19 protein-coding genes are annotated in these 18,441 nt (G+C 46.7%); 10 read left to right on the top strand and 9 right to left on the bottom strand.

Annotation, left to right across the window (positions count from 1 at the left end; all coding sequences use genetic code 11):
• Nucleotide 1: 1 nt before the first annotated feature.
• The 3 genes from rsmB to def form a co-directional block, all read right to left on the bottom strand.
• The gene (gene rsmB / locus ACZ5EJ_RS01445) at nt 2–1,282 is read right to left on the bottom strand and encodes a 16S rRNA (cytosine(967)-C(5))-methyltransferase RsmB (RefSeq protein WP_464557698.1); all 1,281 of its coding nucleotides are present in this window, start codon (nt 1,280–1,282) and stop codon (nt 2–4) included.
• A gap of 12 nt (nt 1,283–1,294) precedes the next feature.
• Complete coding sequence (fmt, locus tag ACZ5EJ_RS01450; RefSeq protein WP_011633511.1) at nt 1,295–2,245, bottom strand: methionyl-tRNA formyltransferase; 951 nt, start codon at nt 2,243–2,245, stop codon at nt 1,295–1,297.
• A 62-nt stretch (nt 2,246–2,307) separates the two neighbouring features.
• On the bottom strand, nt 2,308–2,814 hold the full coding sequence (gene def, locus ACZ5EJ_RS01455; protein ID WP_011633512.1) for a peptide deformylase: 507 nt from the start codon (nt 2,812–2,814) through the stop codon (nt 2,308–2,310).
• Nucleotides 2,815–2,988: 174 nt separating this feature from the next.
• Here def and ACZ5EJ_RS01460 point away from each other — a divergent pair, with 174 nt between their 5' ends.
• The 4 genes from ACZ5EJ_RS01460 to ACZ5EJ_RS01475 all read left to right on the top strand — a co-directional run bounded on the left by ACZ5EJ_RS01460 (nt 2,989) and on the right by ACZ5EJ_RS01475 (nt 8,403).
• On the top strand, nt 2,989–4,017 hold the full coding sequence (locus ACZ5EJ_RS01460; RefSeq protein WP_074456076.1) for a LysM peptidoglycan-binding domain-containing protein: 1,029 nt from the start codon (nt 2,989–2,991) through the stop codon (nt 4,015–4,017).
• Nucleotides 4,018–4,115: 98 nt separating this feature from the next.
• Complete coding sequence (gene dprA, locus ACZ5EJ_RS01465; RefSeq protein WP_074456077.1) at nt 4,116–5,237, top strand: DNA-processing protein DprA; 1,122 nt, start codon at nt 4,116–4,118, stop codon at nt 5,235–5,237.
• A gap of 81 nt (nt 5,238–5,318) precedes the next feature.
• On the top strand, nt 5,319–5,777 hold the full coding sequence (locus tag ACZ5EJ_RS01470; RefSeq protein WP_011633515.1) for a Smg family protein: 459 nt from the start codon (nt 5,319–5,321) through the stop codon (nt 5,775–5,777).
• Between the two features lie 127 nt (nt 5,778–5,904).
• Nucleotides 5,905–8,403 carry a DNA topoisomerase III gene (locus tag ACZ5EJ_RS01475; protein ID WP_074456078.1) on the top strand — a complete coding sequence of 833 codons (2,499 nt, stop codon included), beginning with the start codon at nt 5,905–5,907 and terminating at the stop codon, nt 8,401–8,403.
• Between the two features lie 52 nt (nt 8,404–8,455).
• On the opposite strand, the gene ACZ5EJ_RS01480 is transcribed toward ACZ5EJ_RS01475, so the two are convergent.
• The gene (locus tag ACZ5EJ_RS01480; RefSeq protein WP_011633517.1) at nt 8,456–8,707 is read right to left on the bottom strand and encodes a hypothetical protein; all 252 of its coding nucleotides are present in this window, start codon (nt 8,705–8,707) and stop codon (nt 8,456–8,458) included.
• A gap of 349 nt (nt 8,708–9,056) precedes the next feature.
• On the opposite strand from ACZ5EJ_RS01480, the gene aroA reads away from it, so the two are divergent.
• From aroA to pyrF, 6 genes are all read left to right on the top strand, one after another.
• Nucleotides 9,057–10,358 (top strand): 3-phosphoshikimate 1-carboxyvinyltransferase, encoded by a 1,302-nt coding sequence (gene aroA / locus ACZ5EJ_RS01485; protein ID WP_074456079.1) that lies wholly within the window; start codon nt 9,057–9,059, stop codon nt 10,356–10,358.
• Nucleotides 10,359–10,437: 79 nt separating this feature from the next.
• Nucleotides 10,438–11,109: a (d)CMP kinase gene (gene cmk / locus ACZ5EJ_RS01490; RefSeq protein WP_074456080.1), complete on the top strand. Its 672-nt coding sequence runs from the start codon at nt 10,438–10,440 to the stop codon at nt 11,107–11,109.
• A 110-nt stretch (nt 11,110–11,219) separates the two neighbouring features.
• Complete coding sequence (gene rpsA / locus ACZ5EJ_RS01495) at nt 11,220–12,932, top strand: 30S ribosomal protein S1 (RefSeq protein WP_011633520.1); 1,713 nt, start codon at nt 11,220–11,222, stop codon at nt 12,930–12,932.
• Between the two features lie 9 nt (nt 12,933–12,941).
• Nucleotides 12,942–13,259 carry an integration host factor subunit beta gene (locus tag ACZ5EJ_RS01500; protein WP_011633521.1) on the top strand — a complete coding sequence of 106 codons (318 nt, stop codon included), beginning with the start codon at nt 12,942–12,944 and terminating at the stop codon, nt 13,257–13,259.
• Between the two features lie 374 nt (nt 13,260–13,633).
• Complete coding sequence (locus ACZ5EJ_RS01505) at nt 13,634–13,768, top strand: LapA family protein (RefSeq protein ID WP_218142389.1); 135 nt, start codon at nt 13,634–13,636, stop codon at nt 13,766–13,768.
• A 13-nt stretch (nt 13,769–13,781) separates the two neighbouring features.
• Complete coding sequence (gene pyrF, locus ACZ5EJ_RS01510; protein WP_011633522.1) at nt 13,782–14,477, top strand: orotidine-5'-phosphate decarboxylase; 696 nt, start codon at nt 13,782–13,784, stop codon at nt 14,475–14,477.
• Here pyrF and ACZ5EJ_RS01515 read toward each other — a convergent pair.
• Genes ACZ5EJ_RS01515 through ACZ5EJ_RS01535 form a run of 5 tightly spaced genes read right to left on the bottom strand, consistent with a single transcriptional unit; the run spans nt 14,472 to nt 18,436 of the window.
• Nucleotides 14,472–15,512: a phytoene/squalene synthase family protein gene (locus ACZ5EJ_RS01515; protein ID WP_011633523.1), complete on the bottom strand. Its 1,041-nt coding sequence runs from the start codon at nt 15,510–15,512 to the stop codon at nt 14,472–14,474. The two genes, pyrF and ACZ5EJ_RS01515, sit on opposite strands and share 6 nt — an antisense overlap.
• Nucleotides 15,513–15,533: 21 nt before the next feature.
• Nucleotides 15,534–16,787, bottom strand: a complete 1,254-nt coding sequence (gene lysA, locus ACZ5EJ_RS01520) for a diaminopimelate decarboxylase (RefSeq protein WP_011633524.1) — start codon at nt 16,785–16,787, stop codon at nt 15,534–15,536.
• Nucleotides 16,784–16,906, bottom strand: a complete 123-nt coding sequence (lptM, locus tag ACZ5EJ_RS01525) for an LPS translocon maturation chaperone LptM (protein WP_369596168.1) — start codon at nt 16,904–16,906, stop codon at nt 16,784–16,786. The genes lysA and lptM overlap by 4 nt, the downstream gene beginning before the upstream one ends.
• A gap of 25 nt (nt 16,907–16,931) precedes the next feature.
• A complete protein-coding gene (locus tag ACZ5EJ_RS01530) occupies nt 16,932–17,534 on the bottom strand; it encodes an ABC-type transport auxiliary lipoprotein family protein (protein WP_011633525.1) in 603 nt (200 codons plus the stop codon).
• On the bottom strand, nt 17,531–18,436 hold the full coding sequence (locus ACZ5EJ_RS01535) for an MlaD family protein (RefSeq protein ID WP_011633526.1): 906 nt from the start codon (nt 18,434–18,436) through the stop codon (nt 17,531–17,533). Before ACZ5EJ_RS01535 ends, ACZ5EJ_RS01530 begins: the two co-directional genes overlap by 4 nt.
• Nucleotides 18,437–18,441 lie beyond the last annotated feature (5 nt).

Genomic DNA, 18,441 nt, shown 5'->3' on the forward strand with positions numbered 1-18,441 from the left:
GTCAGTTTTTTTGGAGCAAGGCATAAAAAAAGCCATCATGGTGCGGTCCCGGCAGCAGCTGGCCGTTGTTAATTTCTTCGTGGGAGCAGGGTAATCTGCTGGCATCCTGATGGATTGACAGGAATTTTTCAGTAATCAGGTTATTTTCTTCATTGAATACGGAGCAGGTGGCATACAGCAGTTTTCCTCCATGCCGCAGTAATGGCCACAGTTCATTCAATATGGTTGTCTGAATTTGTGCGAAGTTATCTGTGTCACCTGGTCTTCTGAGCCATTTGATATCCGGGTGGCGGTTGACCACGCCTGAAGCAGAACACGGGACATCAGCCAGGATTCGATCATACAATTGGCCATTCCACCATTGCGACGGATTCATTGCATCGCCACAAATCAACTGATAATCAGTTATTTGCAGGCGAGAGAAATTTTCTGTCAACCTGGTAAGCCGATCTTCATATTTATCCAGCACCGTCAATTTGATATTTTCAGTTAACTCAGCCAGATGGGTGCTTTTTCCGCCTGGTGCGGCACAGGCATCCAGCACACGCATCCCTGCTTTGACATCCAGCAGGGGGGCGGCAAATTGTGCGCCCGCGTCCTGTACAGTCACCAGTCCTTCGGAAAACCCGGGTAATTTCTCCACAGAGACCGGCCTGATAAGTTGCAGGGCGCTGCCCCCCAACCATTCGGAGCCAATCCCCTGAGCATCCAGCATTGCCTGATAATGATTAACCGAGGTGCGTAACGAATTAATGCGTAAAATCATAGCAGGGTGCTCATTGCTTGCGAGCAGAATGGCTTTATAGTCCTGCGGATATTGCTGACGCAGTTTGTCAATCCACCATTGCGGATAGGAATAGCGGGCGACTTCATTGCTCTTGATTTGATCAAGCAATAAAGTGCGCTGCCGCATGAAATTACGTAACACAGCGTTGATCAATCCCGATGCGGCAGGATTGCGTGTGATTTTGCGGGAAGATGACACGGCGTGATCGACAATGGCATGTGCCGGGGCTTTGCTGTAACAAAGCTGGTAGAGTGCGATTGCCAACAGGTAATGAAGTGATTTGTCTTGTGCCGGTTTATTTAATAATTGATGAAGGATGGTGTCAAGCTGACCATAATGGCGGAGCGTGCCATAGGCAATGTCCTGAATGGCGCCGCGTTGTTGGGGCGTAAGCCGGGAATTGATCTGCCAGATGTTACGCAATACTTCGTTCAGATTGGCGCCTGCAAAAACCTCCCCGATTGCCTGTATGGCCAGTAATTGAATTTCAATCATTTTCAAGAAAAATCACAGGTGACCCTGTGTGGTTTTTTGGAAATGTTCTCCAGGTTGTAGAGGGTGTCCGGCAAGGAATTGCGCGGCAGTCAGTTTTTTTCCACCTGCTTTTTGCAGAATGTTGATGGATAAAGCATCTCGTCCGCATGCCACGATTATCCCGTTATGGTCAGCAGCAATAATCTCACCGGCCTGACGGGTGTCGCTGCGATTGATGATATTGGCCTGCCATAGTTTGATCATGCTGCCATGCAGGCTGGTAAATGCGCCGGGATACGGGTTAAATGTCCGGATCATCCGGTCAATATGGGTGGAATCACGTGTCCAATCGATCTCAGCCTCGGATTTTCTGATTTTTGCTGCATAACAGGCGCTTGCATTATCCTGTAACGTGGGAGTTAGTTTGTCCTGATCCAGCAATGTCAGGGTTTCCACAATACATTTACCACCCAGATCAGCCAGCTTGTCGTGCAAGGTGGCGGCAGTGTCATGTGGTTCTATGAGAAATGCGCGTTTTAGCAGAACTGCTCCGGTATCCAGCCCTTGATCCATTTGCATGATGGAAATACCGGTTTCTGCATCACCCTCCAAAAGAGCGCGTTGAATAGGGGCGGCGCCACGCCAGCGTGGCAGCAGGGAGGCGTGGATGTTGATGCAACCGTGACGCGGGATACGCAATACCGCTTCCGGTAATATTAGTCCGTAGGCTGCGACAATCATTACGTCAGGCTTGAGTGTTTCAAGTTGTGTTTGTATATCCGGTGACTTTAATGTTTCTGGTTGTAATAGTGGAATGTTGTATTGCTGCGCCAGTATCTTAACCGGACTTGCCTGTAGTTTCATGCCGCGTCCAGCCGGTCGATCCGGTTGGGTCAGGACCAGGAGGATATCGAATCCTGATTTTTGTACTGCCTCCAGGGCTTTCGCCGCAAAAACGGGAGTGCCTGCGAAGATGATTTTCATGCGTGACCGTGCTCGCTGGATCAATGTGAGTTACCGGAATATGAGCGCTGGTTGGTATCTGGTCAGGCAATTTGTTTACGCGCCTGTTTTTTTAGCTTGCTCAGAATACGGGATTGCTTGAAAGGTGATAGATATTCGACAAATACCTTCCCGATAAGATGATCCATTTCATGCTGAATACAAACCGCCAGCAATCCGGTTGCATCCATTTCAAATGATTTTCCATCAATATCAGTTGCCCGGACAGTAATCTGTTCGGCGCGAGAAACTTTGTCAAAAATACCGGGTACGGAAAGACAGCCTTCCTGTGTTTCCGATTTTCCTGTGCTGGCGATAATTTCCGGATTGATTAAAACCAGCAGTTCGTCACGAGTTTCGGAGGTATCAATTACGACGACTCGCTTATGAACATCCACTTGGGTGGCTGCCAGGCCAACACCGGCAGCGGCATACATGGTTTCGGCCATATTGCTGGCCAGGATGCGTATTTCCCGAGTGACTGATGGTACGACGGCTGCAATTTTATGCAATCGTTCATCGGGATATCGAAGTATGTTCAGAATTGCCATAACAAATTTGCATAGTTCAAATACTGGAGTTTTGGGGAAGGTTCTATCATTGTGCACTGGTCAATTTTTATGATCAATCCGGTGCTCTGTCCAGTCTGGTGATTTTGTGGTTCGTCCGGAACAAACAAAATAACTTTACTTTTCCGGGTACCTTGATGGAGATGAAGAACCCTTATGCGTACTTTGACAATTATATCTGCGATTTTGTTTATCAACCTGTTTTCCGGGTTGTCTTCTGCGGCTGGTGAAACCAGATTGCGAGAGAATGCACCTGAGCATTACCAGGTTGTTCCCGGTGATACGCTCTGGGGCATTGCTTCCCGGTTTCTCAGAGAGCCGTGGCGCTGGCCTGAAATCTGGCGGATGAACCGTGAGCAGATCAGGAATCCGCATCGGATTTATCCAGGAGATGTCATCATTGTGGAAAATACTTTGTATGGCAGCCGCCTGAGAATGGCAAGTGAAAAAGGTACCGTCCGGCTTTCTCCCGGGATTCGCGTTGAGAAGTCAGCGGTGCGGGCCATTCCTGGTATTCCTGCTGAGAAAATAGAACCTTTTCTAAGTCAACCACTGGTAATCGAAAAGGGTAGATTGGATGGAGCCCCTGTTATTTTAGGAGCAAGTGATGATCGGGTGATTCTGAGCACCGGTGACAAAATTTATATACGTGATCTGCCCGTTGATCAGGGTGTAATCTGGCAGGTATTTCGTGACGGGAAGGCATTGACTGATCCTGATCGCGATAATCGCATCCTGGGTTATGAAGCAGTTTATCTGGGGACTGTTGAAATTACTGATTTTGCAGCTATCAGTACCGCAAGAATTTCCCGTTCGGTACAGGAAATTCTGAAAGGCGATCGTCTGCTTCCGCTTTCATCAGCAAAAATAGATAATTACTTGCCGCATGCCCCTGATTTTTCCGTGGTCGGTCGAATCATTTCAGTTTATGGTGGAGTGAATGAAATTGGCGAGAATATGATTGTTACGCTTAATCTGGGGAGCAACAGTGGAATTGAACCGGGGCATGTATTGGCTGTTTATCACGAGAACAATATTCGGTCGCATGAGGGAAAGCAGATTGGTTTGCCTGATGAGCGGGTGGGTTTAGCGATGGTTTTCCGTGTATTTGATACAGTTTCCTATGCGCTGATTATGCAGAGTACCCGGTCAATCAAGGTGGCGGATGTTGTAAAAACGCCCTGACAAGGTGATGTAAAGTTACTATACTCGCCCGCGTGTTAATTTTTGTAGTACAGCTTTTCGGTTGTTTAAAGTTGTTATCGGGGTGAGTTCTTTTTTCTATGCAGATTGACCGGGATATTGAATCTTGGCTGCGCCTTGGCCTGACAGAGGGTGTAGGGAGTGGAAGCTTGCGCCGATTGCTGGTCGCTTTTGGCGATCCAGCTGAGGTGCTTGCTGCAAATCAGCGTGCGCTTGAAGGTGTCGTAAAAAAAACAGTTGCCACCAGTATTTTTCAGCGCAAAGTGGATGGGGATAAATTTGCCAAAACGATTGAATGGCTGCAAGATCCGCTTAATTCACTGATTACGTTAGCAGATCCGGATTATCCGGGACTTCTGCTCAATATTCCTGATCCCCCTCCAATCCTGTATTTTAAAGGCCAGCGGAAATTTCTGGCGCGACCGGCCCTGGCAATAGTCGGCAGTCGCAATGCAACGCCACAGGGATTTGCAAATGCCGATGCTTTTGCCGAGGCTGCCAGTAACGCAGGATTCTGTGTGATCAGTGGTCTGGCGCAAGGTATTGATACAGCGGCCCATCAGGGTGGGCTGCGCGGTGCATCTTCCAGCATGGCTATTGTTGGCACCGGACTTGATCTGGTCTATCCCTCCAAGAATCGTGAACTTGCTCATAAGCTGGCAGATGAGGGTGCTCTGATTTCCGAGTTTCCCTTGGGGGTGCCCGCCATGAGCAAAAATTTTCCGCGCAGAAATCGTATCATCAGCGGTATGTGTCATGCATGTTTAGTTGTGGAAGCTACGTTGTATAGTGGGTCACTCATTACTGCCAGGCTGGCGCTGGAGCAAGGGCGTGATGTGATGGCCATACCCGGTTCTATCCATTCTCCTTTGTCAAAAGGCTGCCATGCGTTGATTAAACAGGGCGCGAAACTGGTTGAGAATATCCAGGATATTCTGGATGAATTGAATCATCAGCCGATACAACAAATTGAAGCTGCTCCGGTTAATCATAATGAAACGGGTGGATTGGTAGATGCAAGTAGTGATTGTATTGATGATACCGGGCTACTAATATATTTTGACTATGATTCCATCGATATTGATACGCTTTGCATACGCAGTGGCTTGACGGTTGAGGCGGTATCCGCCATGCTACTGATCTTGGAATTGGAAGGTAAGATTGGTAGTCTTCCTGGAGGAAGATACCAACGTGTTCGTTGATTCATTGAGTGTTTGGTAGTAATTCGTTACCCTGTTTAAGGTGTCTTGTAGTAATTTTAATTTGAGGTTGCAGGGTGGGCTATGTTCGATATTCTTGTTTACTTGTTTGAAAATTACTTCGATACCGGAAACTATCCGGATTCTGCTACGTTGACCCGGAAATTAACCATGGCGGGCTTTGATGACGAAGAAATTACGCTGGCACTTGACTGGTTGTCCGAATTTTCTCATCACGATACGGAGGGTTATCTGGCTGGGCTGGCTGAAAGCAATTCAATGCGCCATTTTACAAAAGAAGAGATGGAGATTATTGATACGGAAGGACGCGGATTTATTTTCTTTCTTGAACAGGCTGGTGTCATTAATCCGCTGCAACGTGAATTGTTAATCGATCGGGTCATCCGCATGGATGGTGATACTTCCAGCGTGGAAAAGATAAAACTGGTGGTGCTGTTTGATCTTTGGATCCAGAATCAGCTGGCCGACAGCAATACCATCGAAAAATTATTTGTAGTCAGTGATTCCCACCAGCGGCACTAATGCCTTGCAGATACTCTTTCCATCCAACCCGTTCATGACCGGCAGCCAGGAGACCGGATGATTTGATCGGCTGACGTAGCCCGTGTGTCAGTTGTTCATTGTGTCTATAGCAGTTTATAAGTACCTTATGAGTAAAAAACTAATCATCGCCGAGAAACCTTCTGTTGCTAATGATATAGCGCGTGTCCTGGGCGGATTTACCAAGCAGGGTGACTATTTCGAGAGTGATGAATATGTCTTGTCCTCCGCAATCGGGCATTTGCTGGAATTAATTGTCCCGGAGGAATATGAGGTTAAGCGAGGGAAATGGAGTTTTGATCATTTACCCGTTATTCCTCCACGCTTTGATCTTGCTCCGATCGAGAAAACCATGGATCGCCTCAAGCTGTTGAGCAAGCTGATCAAGCGCAAAGATGTTGATGTGTTAATTAATGCATGCGATGCAGGACGTGAAGGTGAACTGATTTTTCGTTATATCGTGCGTCATACTGGCAGCAAAAAACCGATTAAACGTTTGTGGTTGCAATCTATGACACCCGTGGCCATACGGGAAGCTTTTACAAATCTGCTGGAAGATAGCGAAGTGCAGCCTTTGGCAGATGCGGCCGTTAGCCGTTCTGAAGCGGATTGGCTAGTAGGTATTAATGGCACGCGTGTCATGACTGCATTCAACTCGCAGGAAGGCGGATTTCATAAAACGACAGTCGGGCGTGTGCAAACGCCTACACTGGCCATACTGGTTGAACGAGAAGAGGCGATCAAGAAGTTTGTGGCCAGGGACTATTGGGAGATTCATGCTGTTTTTCAGGCAGAAAATGGTTCCTATAAAGCGAAATGGTTTGATGAAAGCTTTAGCAAGCGTAAGGATGAATCTGAATCCAGGGCGGATCGGATTTGGGATCATGCCAGGGCTGAAGCGATTCGGGATAAATGCGATGGGCGAACCGGGATTGTTTCCGAAGAAAGCAAACCGACCAGAGAGAACTGCCCTTTACTATACGATCTGACCAGTCTGCAGCGGGAGGCCAATAGCCGTTTTGGTTTTTCTGCCAAAACGACGTTAGGACTTGCTCAGGCTTTGTATGAGAAACATAAGGTGCTGACTTATCCTCGTACTGATTCGCGTGCACTTCCTGAAGATTATTCGGAAACAGTCAAGGATACGCTGCAGGCGCTGAAAGAATCACATTATGATCAGTTTGCCAGCCAGATTTTAAAATCTGACTGGGTGAAGCCGAACAAACGGATTTTCAATAATGCAAAGGTTTCAGACCACTTCGCAATTATCCCTACAGCGCTGGTTCCAAAAAAACTCAATGAAGCGGAAGAGAAGCTCTACGACCTGGTGACCAAACGGTTTCTGGCAATTTTCTACCCGGCAGCCGAGTTTTTGGTCACAACCCGCATTACTAGGGTGGAAGATGAGCCTTTTAAAACGGAAGGCAAGGTTTTGGTGCATGCTGGCTGGCAGACTGTTTATGGCAAGGTGGAATCTGTCCGGGGGCAGGAAGAAGAGTCAGTGCTGGTGGCAGTGACACCGGGCGAAACGGTTCTAGCCCAGGAAGTAACTGCAGTTGCCAATCAAACGCGTCCTCCTGCCAGATATAACGAATCCACGTTGTTATCCGCGATGGAGGGTGCCGGAAAACTGGTGGAAGATGAAGAGTTGCGTGCAGCCATGAGTACTAAAGGGTTAGGTACACCCGCTACACGTGCTGCCATCATAGAAGGCCTGATTCATGAAAATTATGTTGAGCGTTCAGGGAGGGAGTTGCAACCGACAGCCAAAGCATTCTCGTTAGTGACTTTGCTGCGGGGAATCAAGGTTCCCGAGCTGATTTCACCCGAGTTGACCGGAGACTGGGAATTCAAGTTGCGTCAAATTGAGCAGGGCCAGCTTAAGCGTGATGTCTTCATGGAGAAGATTGCCACGATGACTCGTCATATCGTCGAGCAAGCTAAAAATCATCGAGGTAAGACTATCAGCGGAGATTTTGCAACCCTCCAGGTACCTTGCCCTAAATGCAGTGGCGTAATAAAGGAAACCTATAAAAAATTTCAATGTCAGCAATGTGATTTTGCATTGTGGAAGATTCTGGCAGGGCGGCAGTTCGAGGTGAATGAAATGGAAACGCTGATTTCCACCCGAGAGGTTGGTCCTTTGTCAGGCTTTCGCAGCAAGATGGGACGTGCATTCAACGCCCTTGTCAGGTTGACAGATGATCATGAAATGAAGTTTGATTTTGGCAACGAAGCCACCCAAACAGAAGAGGAAGTCGATTTTTCGGCACAGCAAGTGCTTGGAAAATGTCCTCAGTGTGGACATTCTGTATATGAACACAAATTATTTTATGTTTGTGAAAAGGCAGTAGGGCCAAGCCCTTCCTGCAGTTTCAGAACCGGAAAAATTATTCTGAATCGCGCTATCGATACGGAACAGGTGATCAAACTGCTTCAGACGGGCAGAACCGATTTGCTGACAGGATTTATTTCCAAGAAAGGGCGGCCTTTTTCTGCTTACCTAGTTGTAGGGACGGAAGGCAAGATCGGATTTGAGTTTGAGCAGAAAAAAGTGAAGAGCAAGCGTGCTGACGCTGTTCCGGAAACCGGTAAAGCAGCTTCTTGATCTGACCGGTAGATACCTTTCATTTTTTTGTGTTCCCGGAACAGACGTCAGATTAGCCATATATATAAATAATATAGCGAACGATGCCTGAAACAGCGGTGATAAGGATGGACAGGCTGCCTACCAGCGCAAGTCCTTCGACTACGAAGAAAGATAGCGCGTGTCCCAGGCTCCTGTATTCTATTTCTCCCGATTCATTGCGGTGCCGGTCTTTGCGAATTTTAACCCAATAGAGAACCATAAAGGCAATCGGAAGGGCCAGTATCGAATAAAGCAAGTTGGCTATCGGTGCAGTATCTTCCATCAGTTAACCTCGTTGAATATGAATAAAGTTATTATAAGAAAAGGGTTGTATTGTATTTGATCTGAGGTGGCTTTAGTAGAGTCGGTTGCGTTAATGTTTCGGTGACAGATGTAAATTGTTAATTTACAGATAGGTTCATTCAGTAAGGGTTATCAGTACAAAAAATATCCGGGGCTTAAGTGGGTATAAATTCGGCTGGATAATCTAAAAACAGAATTGCCACTTTAATGTACATTTGCCTAATTTGAAAATGATTCACGAAGCTGGATCAATTATTGTTGAACGAATGAAAAGAAATCATTATGTTTTGATTGATTCCTGCCTTTTACTGGCAGAAAGTCGCTAGCTTATGGAATGGCTTGATCTTCCTCTGGTTCGTTGTGCAGCAGGTAAGGTACGTTTGCCGGGTTCGAAAAGTATTTCCAACCGTGTTCTTCTGTTGTCTGCACTTGCTGAAGGCACTACAACGATCAGTAATCTGCTCGAATCTGATGATACCGGGCGGATGTTGGATGCTCTGAAGATGCTTGGGGTAGCTGTTACTCGCACTGATGAAGGTCAATATCTGATAACGGGGTGCAGTGGGAGATTTTCTGTAAAGGAAGCTGATCTGTTTCTGGGCAATGCCGGAACAGCCTTTCGCCCGTTAACTGCGGTACTGTCATTGATGCATGGTCATTATCATCTTTCAGGTGTGCCACGCATGCATGAGCGGCCGATTGGCGATTTAGTGGATGCGTTACGTCAAGTTGGGGCTGTAATTACCTATCTTGAGCGAGAGCATTTTCCCCCATTGGAGATCCATCCGGCTGCAATCCACCCAGCTGATATTCTTATCAATGGAAATATTTCCAGCCAGTTTCTCAGTGGATTGCTGATGGCGTTGCCTCTGGCTGGTGAGCCAGCAACCATCATTGTCAACGGTACACTTATTTCACAGCCCTACGTAACACTCACCATTGCGCAAATGGCCTATTTTGGCGTGCAGGTTGAACGGGAATCCTGGCTGCGTTTTATCGTGCCAGGGAATCAGATTTATCACAGCCCGGGAAAGATCGCTGTTGAAGGGGATGCATCGTCTGCTTCCTATTTTCTTGCTGCCGGAGCTATAGCAGGTGGCCCGGTGCGTGTTGATGGCGTGGGACGCGATAGCTGTCAAGGAGATATCCGCTTTGTTGAAGCGCTGGAAGCGATGGGAGCTTGCATCAAAATGGGGAGTGACTGGATAGAATCCAGTGCCCCAGGCTACAGATCTGACGGCAAGGTTTTAAAGGCGATTGATTTTGATTGTAATCATATCCCTGATGCTGCTATGACACTGGCTACGACCGCATTGTTTGCGCAAGGGACGACTACGCTCAGGAATATAGCGAGTTGGCGGGTCAAGGAAACAGACCGGATCACTGCGATGTCAACAGAACTTCGCAAGCTGGGTGCTCAAGTGGAATCTGGCGATGATTTTCTGCGGATCACGCCGCCGGACGGCCCTTTGGTGGCCAATACTGTGATTGATACCTACGATGATCACCGGATGGCGATGTGCTTTTCCCTGATATCCTTGGGTACACCGGTGCGCATCAATGACCCACATTGTGTAGCTAAAACTTTCCCGGATTATTTTGAAAAATTCACAGCCATTACACACCAATAATTTCCAGAAGTGTATTGAACCCAAATTTTACAAGCAACAATTTAAATACCGGAAGTATCTTGCTTGGATCGAGTGAACCATGAAAAATCAATATGTTCCGGTAATCACACTGGATGGTCCTTCCGCATCAGGGAAAGGTACAATCGCCCGTCTTGTATCACAGGTGCTTGGGTTTCATTACCTTGATAGCGGTGCACTTTATCGTCTGGTGGCGCTGGCTGCCATGAAGCGCGGTGTAGATGCCGGTGATGAGCAAGGAGTGGTTGGTATTGCCCGGAGTCTGGATGTGTCTTTTGCAGATTCATCAATCCGGCTGGACGGAATAGATGTAAGTGATGAGATCCGCGCAGAAGCATGCGGAGAGTATGCTTCTAAAATCGCACAATATTCTGCGCTCAGAGTGGAGCTGCTGGAGCGTCAGCGAGGTTTCCGTAAACTACCGGGTCTGGTAGCTGACGGACGCGACATGGGATCAGTCATTTTTCCTGACGCCACTTTGAAAATTTATCTTACTGCCAATGAAGAAGAGCGCGCGCGTCGGCGCCATAAGCAGTTGATGGAGAAGGGAATAAATGCTAGTATCGCGAATCTTGTCCTGGCTCTTCGCGAGCGTGATGAGCGTGACAGCAAGCGTGTTGCATCGCCACTGCAACAGTGTGAAGATACACGTTTGCTGGATACAACTGGCCTCAATATAGATCAGGTTGTCGGCAAGGTATTGGGTATGTATGCTGACTCCGGTAGTAGGTAGTATTGAGTGACTTTGGAATTTAAGTTTTTCAGTTGTTATTTTTATTAACCAACCAACCTGTCCCCTTTTGTTTTTTAGAGGGGAATTGTTTACGATCGGGTATTTTTTAAATGACTATTGCAACCAGTGTAGCGGATTCTACAGAAAGCTTTGCCGAACTTTTCAATGAGAGCCTTTCGCATAAGGAAATGCGTGTGGGTGAAGTAATTACTGCTGAAATTATTCGTGTTGATTACAACTTTGTTGTGGTTAATGCAGGGCTTAAATCCGAGAGCTATATCCCGATTGAAGAATTCAAGAATGACAGGGGCGAGGTTGAGGCTCATGAGGGCGACTTTGTCAGTGTTGCTATTGAAGCGCTTGAAAATGGTTACGGTGAAAGCCGATTGTCGAGAGATAAGGCAAAGCGCCTGAATGCTTGGTATGAGCTGGAAGATGCCATGGAAAAAGGCACAATTGTTACCGGCATGGTTAACGGAAAAGTAAAAGGCGGGTTAACAGCCACAATCAATGGTATTCGTGCTTTTCTGCCAGGTTCCTTGGTGGATATCCGTCCGGTTAAAGACATGACACCTTATGAAAACAAGGAAATGGAATTCAAGGTGATCAAGCTTGATCGCAAGCGTAATAACGTGGTTGTATCCAGGCGTGCGGTGCTGGAAGAGACTCAAGGAGCAGACCGGGATGAGTTGCTGGCCAGTTTGCAGGAGGGGGCGGTTGTCCAAGGGATTGTCAAGAACATTACGGACTACGGTGCATTTGTCGATCTGGGTGGTATTGATGGATTGTTGCACATTACCGATCTTGCCTGGCGCCGTGTCAAACATCCAACTGAAGTTATCAATGTTGGTGATGAAGTTTCTGCCAAAATCCTGAAATTTGATCAGGAAAAAAATCGTGTGTCCCTGGGACTGAAGCAGCTCACGGAGGATCCGTGGATTGGCCTTTCCAGGCGCTATCCTCAAGGTACGCGCATGTTCGGCAAAGTTACCAATATGACTGATTATGGTGCCTTTGTTGAAATTGAACAGGGTATCGAAGGCTTGGTGCATGTCTCGGAAATGGACTGGACCAACAAGAATGTTTATCCGTCCAAAATTGTGCAGTTGGGTGACGAAGTCGAAGTCATGATTCTTGAGATTGATGAAGATCGTCGGCGTATTTCACTGGGCATGAAACAGTGTAAACCCAATCCTTGGGAAGAATTTTCACTGAGTCATGAAAAAGGCAACAAAGTTACTGGTCAAATTAAATCTATTACAGATTTCGGTTTATTCATCGGCTTGCCAGGGAATATTGATGGTTTAGTACATCTGTCCGATCTTTCCTGGATTCAGACAGGTGAAAAAGCAATCAGTGAATTTAGAAAAGGTGATGAGGTGGAAGCTGTAGTGTTGTCCATCGATGTAGAAAAAGAACGTATTTCTTTGGGTATCAAACAGTTGGAAGGTGATCCCTTTAATATTTATGTCGCTTCGCATGATAAAGGCAGCCTTGTCAAGGGTACCGTGAAATCTGTAGATGCCAAGGGTGCCGTTATTGCACTGACGGATGATGTAGAGGGTTATTTACGTGCTTCTGAATTTTCTCGTGACAAGATCGAAGATATTCGTACTCGTGTTAACGAAGGGGATGAGCTTGAGGCCGCGATTATTAATATTGATCGTAAGAGCCGAAGTATCAGTTTGTCAGTTAAAGCTAGGATCCAGGAGGAAGAAGATAAAGCGATCAGATCGCTGGCTCCATCTCCAGCCAGTGCGGGTACTACTAATCTGGGTGCATTACTTAAAGCCAAGATTGATAGTAAATCTTCAGAAGAATAAAAGCTGGTCATGACGAAATCCGAACTGATTTCCAAGCTGGCGGAACGCTTTCCTCAGCTGCTGGCAAAGGATGCAGAATTAGTCGTCAAGATTATTCTGGATGCGATGGCGAAAAGCCTTGCCAGAGGGGAACGTATCGAGATTCGTGGATTTGGCAGTTTCGATCTAAATTACAGGCCTTCACGTGTCGGGCGCAACCCTAAATCAGGTGAAAAGGTTCATGTGCCGGAGAAATATGTTCCTCACTTCAAGGCAGGTAAAAAAATGCGAGAACTGATTGATTCCAGCCATAAACAGCATAACCTGCTTGATCAGGCTACAGGCTAGAAATCCGTGTCTCTTGAAAATAACGTTGCACCAGAAGAAAGCGTGTCTCATTTCTTTCCGATTTTTTGTTGCGTAAATCTACAATATGCTCGGAAATCGTGAATTACTGATCACGCTTTCCTGCGTGATTACTTGGAATAGGCAGGTGTTCCGAGTATGTTGCAATCAGATAAATAAGTGAGAGAGCGGCTTAAGGTTGATTTTATGGGTATTTCCGGGAACACTAATCGGAGTTGCTACAGGGTCTTTATGACCTCGTGTCTCCCTTTGTTTTACTTTTCTGAGTTGAATCAGAAGAAATGCACATATTTATGACCCTTGTACGCCTGATTGTCTTTTTGTTTCTACTCAGTGTTGCTGTTAAGAATTCCGAGATGGTGACAATACACTATTATCTTGGAATGGAATGGGAAGTCCCTGTAGTAGTCGTGCTTTTCCTCTGTTTCGCAGCAGGTGCCCTATTCGGGTATTTATCCTGTCTCATTAAAAAAATCCGTAGGAAACCCTGATATTACTGGCTGTATGAATGATTCGCGTATTATCGTCGCACTGGATTTTTCTGACCAAGGCACGGCGTTGAATTTTGCAGCCACGCTGGATAGCAGACTTTGTCGGATTAAGGTTGGGAAAGAACTTTTTACCCTGGCAGGTCCACAGCTGATCGAGAAATTGATGCGACTGGGCTTTGATGTTTTTCTTGATTTGAAATTTCACGATATTCCGAACACTGTTGCGGCGGCCTGTAGTGTTGCGTCTAGTTTGGGTGTATGGATGATCAATGTACATGCGCTGGGAGGAAGCAAAATGTTGCTTGCTGCCCGGCAGGCGTTGGATGGAAAGAGAACCAGACTCATCGCTGTAACCTTGCTTACCAGTATGAATCATGATGACTTAAGTGAGCTAGGCATATCTGGCTCGCCGGAAATTATCGTGCAGCGACTGGCTCTGCTTGCACAGCGCTGTGGTTTGGATGGTGTGGTTTGCTCGGCGCTGGAAGCAGCCAGTCTGAGAGAGAAGGCAGGTAAGGATTTCTGGCTGATAACTCCCGGTATTCGATCATCAAATGATAATAGGGATGATCAGGCAAGGATTGCGACGCCGACTATGGCAATACGGAACGGGGCTAGCTACCTTGTTATAGGCAGGCCGATTACCCGGTCACCAGATCCGCTTAAAGCGCTTCAGCGATTTAATGACGAGATTGTTTCGGCTTTATAATTCAGTAATTTGTACTTCCGGCAGCTTTCTGGAAGATATTGAAAAAACCTTTCTAAGTGCCCAATCCTGACTGGCCAGAAGGCTGGTGATTAAAACGGTTGCTTTGACGCTCCTGCGAGAAATTTTTACCTGTACCCCAGCAGTAAAATTACGCTTGTTATTAATTTTATTTAAAGTAAGTACAGCCATACCTATTGCCCACAGACAGAAGCGGCGTATCCCTGTTTCATGCGATGGGATCAGGCGGGTGTAGATCATCGCGTTGTGCAGATGTGATTTTGCAATACCAATCAGGGTACCCAGTCCATCATGAAAACCTTGCGCGCAACGGCCTGGTTGTAAATTATCGAGATCAAACCCTTCTTCCAGAAAAATATCTCTTGGTAACCAGCATGCCCCTCGTTTTCTGTCTTCCCAGATATCTTTCAGAATATTGGTCATCTGTAATCCCTGACCAAAAGATACAGCCAGTTTCATCAGGGTCGATTTATGTTGATTGATTTCTGGGGAGTAATCACAGAATAATTCAGTCAGCATTTCACCAACCACACCGGCAACGTGGTAGCAATAAAGATCCATCTCGGCCAGGTTTTCAAGGCCTGCCAAAGATTCTTTTTCCTGATATGCGGCCATTCCTTGCCCCATGATACGAATACAGCGTTCCAGCGCCTGGCGCTGCACAGAATTGAAGCTGTGTGTCATTCGTATGACGGCAGGGGTATTCTTGATGAGATCATGCTCTGCTGGAATAGTGTGTTCTGAAAGTAGAGGGTACAGGGCTTGTGCAAAAATTTCAGCTTCGATGCTACCGCTGACGACCTCGGTGAACATTCCAGCCAGTTCGCGTGTTTGCTCCAATGTGAGGGCGCTATCATCCTCAACTGTATCGACAATGCGACATAACAGATAGGCATTTCCTATCACTGCACGCAATGCTGGCGGCAATTGAGGAATAGTGAGCGCGAAAGTGCGTGATACGCCTTGTAGAATGAATTCCTGGTAGCGCGCATCGTCGAGTGTGGTGATATCCGACATAATTGGAGTTATGTGCGGGTTTCAGGTTGGTATCTTTTCCAGAGCATATAGATCTTCTATTGTTTCACGTGCACGAATGAGATGTACTGAGCTGCCGTCCACCATGACTTCAACTGCACGTGGGCGGGTATTGTAATTTGAGCTCATACTCATACCATACGCGCCTGCAGACATAACGGCCAATAAATCATTACTTTCCAGAGTCAGGTTACGGTCATGGCCGAGAAAATCGCCTGTCTCGCAAACAGGTCCGACGATCTGGTAAATTTTTGTCTCTCCTGTACGCTTGGCGATTGGTAATATTGAATGATAGGCCTGATACAGAGCTGGCCTCAACATGTCGTTCATTGCAGCATCAACAATTGCGAAATTGCGGTGTGGTGCGTGTTTGAGATAATGCACTCGGGTCAGCAGTAGTCCGGCGTTCCCTACCATTGAACGTCCGGGCTCGATAAGCAATTGCTGCGGATAATTTTCTGTAGCCGCGCATAATGCCTTGACATACTCCTCTATCGTGGGAGGGATTTCCAGATCATAACGAACTCCTAGTCCTCCACCAAGATCCAGGTGCTCAATGGAAATACCTGTTGCTTGTAATCGTGCCAGCAAATCCAGCATTTTATGGGCTGCTTCAATGAATGGCGCAATTTCAGTCAATTGCGAGCCAATATGACAATCTAGCCCTGAGACACGGATGTAGGGGAGCTGTTGCGCTATTGCGTATATCCGTTCAGCCTCTGCAGCCGGGATACCAAACTTGTTTTCCTTCATTCCTGTGGAAATGTAAGGGTGAGTGTTAGCATCCACATCCGGGTTGACGCGCAGACTGACTGGCGCGATCTTTCCCATTTGTCCGGCAATTTCATTCAATGCGATCAGTTCCATTTCTGATTCAACATTGAAACAGAAAATATTGGCCGCCAGTGCTATACGAATTTCCTCAAATGTTTTGCCTACTCCAGAGAAAACCGTTTTTTGCAGATCGCCTCCTGCTTTCAATACTCGCTGCAATTCCCCGCCAGAGACGATATCAAAGCCGCTGCCCAAGCGGGCAAGCAGGTTCAATACAGCAAGATTTGAATTGGCTTTTACTGCGTAGCAGATCAGATGGTTTCTCTGACCGAAGGCGCGATCAAAGCTTTGGTAAGCCGTGCGGATTGCCGCACTTGAGTAAACATAGCAAGGGGTGCCAAACTCAGCTGCAATTGCTGTCAGTGGAATTTCTTCTGCAAAAAGCTGGTGGTTTCGATAATTAAATGAGCTGAAATGGCTCATGACTTTTCCTGCTTATTGTTTTTAACGGGTTGATCCTGTGGGAGATAAAGTGAACTTTTATAGCCACAGGCAGACAGGAGCAACTGTAATAAAAGAATCAGACCAAGTATGCGCATCATTGATTAGCCAAAGATACTGTATTCATTATTGACGAATGTCGGATAACCACTGTACCAGCTCATTCAACAAGTTGTCACTTACCTGAATAAAGGCTGTAACTGCACCCGCTGCATCCGCTGTTTGAGTTTCTTGCCTTCCCAGAAAGTGCTGGTGTGCAATTGGCAAGCGTGAGGTTGGTTCATACAGAGAAGCACGTAGTTGAACAACAACCTGGCTATTACCCGGTGTATTAAAAATCTGGGTGAACTCACCCAGATCAATTTTTAACAGATAGTTTACAGGCGTATCGTCTTTATGGTGTCTATCAATGTTTCCAGTCGCAAAATACTGCCTGAAGCGCTCGGTCAACAGTTCTGCTGGTGGTGCATTCCAGCGACTGTCAGCATAGGTATAGATGCGGGCAGGATCATGGTAGGCAAGCCGGTAATGGATTGATTGAGTATCCAGCCAGACGGGTGCGGCGATATCTATAATCTGAATAGTCGCTTGAGAGGACAGGGAAGATCCGAGTGTGATAGCAGATGGCGGGCCAAGATCGTAAACTGAGACGGAGGATGGTGCTTTGGGTGTCAAGGTACACCCTGTCAACAAAATAGCCAGAAGGGCAATAGAAACTTTCGTCATCATTTTATCGGCTGTGGTGGCGTGAATCCTGGTTCGCCAGGGCCAGGCAAGGCGGGTGGTTTGCCAAATACCAGGCTTTGTGGATGTGCTTCCAGCAAATTTAGTAATTGATTCAGTTTGCGCGTACTTTGCGTGACAGCCTGGCCAGTTTCATTCAGGCTATCCAGGGTGTGAGCCATCTCCAGCGATCCTTGGGTCAGGTTGTCTATTAATCCTTGCTGCTGATTCAGTTTTTGTAGTACCTGGCTGGTATTTTCCATGACCTGACGAGTTTGCCTGAATGTCGACGTGAATTCGCCAGTCAACTGCGGCAAAGCTTGCAAACCATTCTGGAGCTCTTCTGTCAATTTGTCATAATGCTGAACTGTCTGTTCCAAGTGGCTTAAAATCTTGCCAATATGCGCCTGATTTTTTTTATTAAGCAGATTGTTTATCTGCTTAATTACTGTGTTTGAATTCTTGAGGATTTCTTCCAGAGAGTCGGAAAGGGTTTTGATAAGTGAAGATCTCAGGAAAATATGTGCCTCGTTTTCCAGATAACCGGCTCCTGCTTCAGAGACATCATCATTCAGTTCGACGTAAGTCAATCCGGTGATACCCTGGCTGGCCAGCTGTGCGTAGATATTTTTGGGAAGCGTAACGTGACTGCTGACAGCGATACGGACGATGATGTTGCGTATATTTTCCTTATCAAAGTAAATTTCTTCGACTTTCCCAATATTTACTCCACGGTAACGAACGGATGCTTCCGGATTCAATCCGGATACAGAGCCACCAGCAGAAATCAGAAAATAATGATTGTGATTAATATTGTCACGACTAAGCCATTTGACCGCCATGACCGCCGCTACTCCCAGGAGGAGTACGAACAGACCGGCAGCAAATGCGTGTGCTCGGTTCTCCATCAGGT

It is taken from the genome of Nitrosomonas sp. TNE100 (genome assembly GCF_055387135.1).

Coding starts and splice junctions, on each gene's coding strand:
- rsmB (WP_464557698.1), bottom strand. CDS start 1,282: ATGATTGAAATTCAATTACTGGCCATACAGGCAATCGGGGAGGTTTTT.
- fmt (WP_011633511.1), bottom strand. CDS start 2,245: ATGAAAATCATCTTCGCAGGCACTCCCGTTTTTGCGGCGAAAGCCCTG.
- def (WP_011633512.1), bottom strand. CDS start 2,814: ATGGCAATTCTGAACATACTTCGATATCCCGATGAACGATTGCATAAA.
- ACZ5EJ_RS01460 (WP_074456076.1), top strand. CDS start 2,989: ATGCGTACTTTGACAATTATATCTGCGATTTTGTTTATCAACCTGTTT.
- dprA (WP_074456077.1), top strand. CDS start 4,116: ATGCAGATTGACCGGGATATTGAATCTTGGCTGCGCCTTGGCCTGACA.
- ACZ5EJ_RS01470 (WP_011633515.1), top strand. CDS start 5,319: ATGTTCGATATTCTTGTTTACTTGTTTGAAAATTACTTCGATACCGGA.
- ACZ5EJ_RS01475 (WP_074456078.1), top strand. CDS start 5,905: ATGAGTAAAAAACTAATCATCGCCGAGAAACCTTCTGTTGCTAATGAT.
- ACZ5EJ_RS01480 (WP_011633517.1), bottom strand. CDS start 8,707: ATGGAAGATACTGCACCGATAGCCAACTTGCTTTATTCGATACTGGCC.
- aroA (WP_074456079.1), top strand. CDS start 9,057: ATGGAATGGCTTGATCTTCCTCTGGTTCGTTGTGCAGCAGGTAAGGTA.
- cmk (WP_074456080.1), top strand. CDS start 10,438: ATGAAAAATCAATATGTTCCGGTAATCACACTGGATGGTCCTTCCGCA.
- rpsA (WP_011633520.1), top strand. CDS start 11,220: ATGACTATTGCAACCAGTGTAGCGGATTCTACAGAAAGCTTTGCCGAA.
- ACZ5EJ_RS01500 (WP_011633521.1), top strand. CDS start 12,942: ATGACGAAATCCGAACTGATTTCCAAGCTGGCGGAACGCTTTCCTCAG.
- ACZ5EJ_RS01505 (WP_218142389.1), top strand. CDS start 13,634: ATGGTGACAATACACTATTATCTTGGAATGGAATGGGAAGTCCCTGTA.
- pyrF (WP_011633522.1), top strand. CDS start 13,782: ATGAATGATTCGCGTATTATCGTCGCACTGGATTTTTCTGACCAAGGC.
- ACZ5EJ_RS01515 (WP_011633523.1), bottom strand. CDS start 15,512: ATGTCGGATATCACCACACTCGACGATGCGCGCTACCAGGAATTCATT.
- lysA (WP_011633524.1), bottom strand. CDS start 16,787: ATGAGCCATTTCAGCTCATTTAATTATCGAAACCACCAGCTTTTTGCA.
- lptM (WP_369596168.1), bottom strand. CDS start 16,906: ATGATGCGCATACTTGGTCTGATTCTTTTATTACAGTTGCTCCTGTCT.
- ACZ5EJ_RS01530 (WP_011633525.1), bottom strand. CDS start 17,534: ATGATGACGAAAGTTTCTATTGCCCTTCTGGCTATTTTGTTGACAGGG.
- ACZ5EJ_RS01535 (WP_011633526.1), bottom strand. CDS start 18,436: ATGGAGAACCGAGCACACGCATTTGCTGCCGGTCTGTTCGTACTCCTC.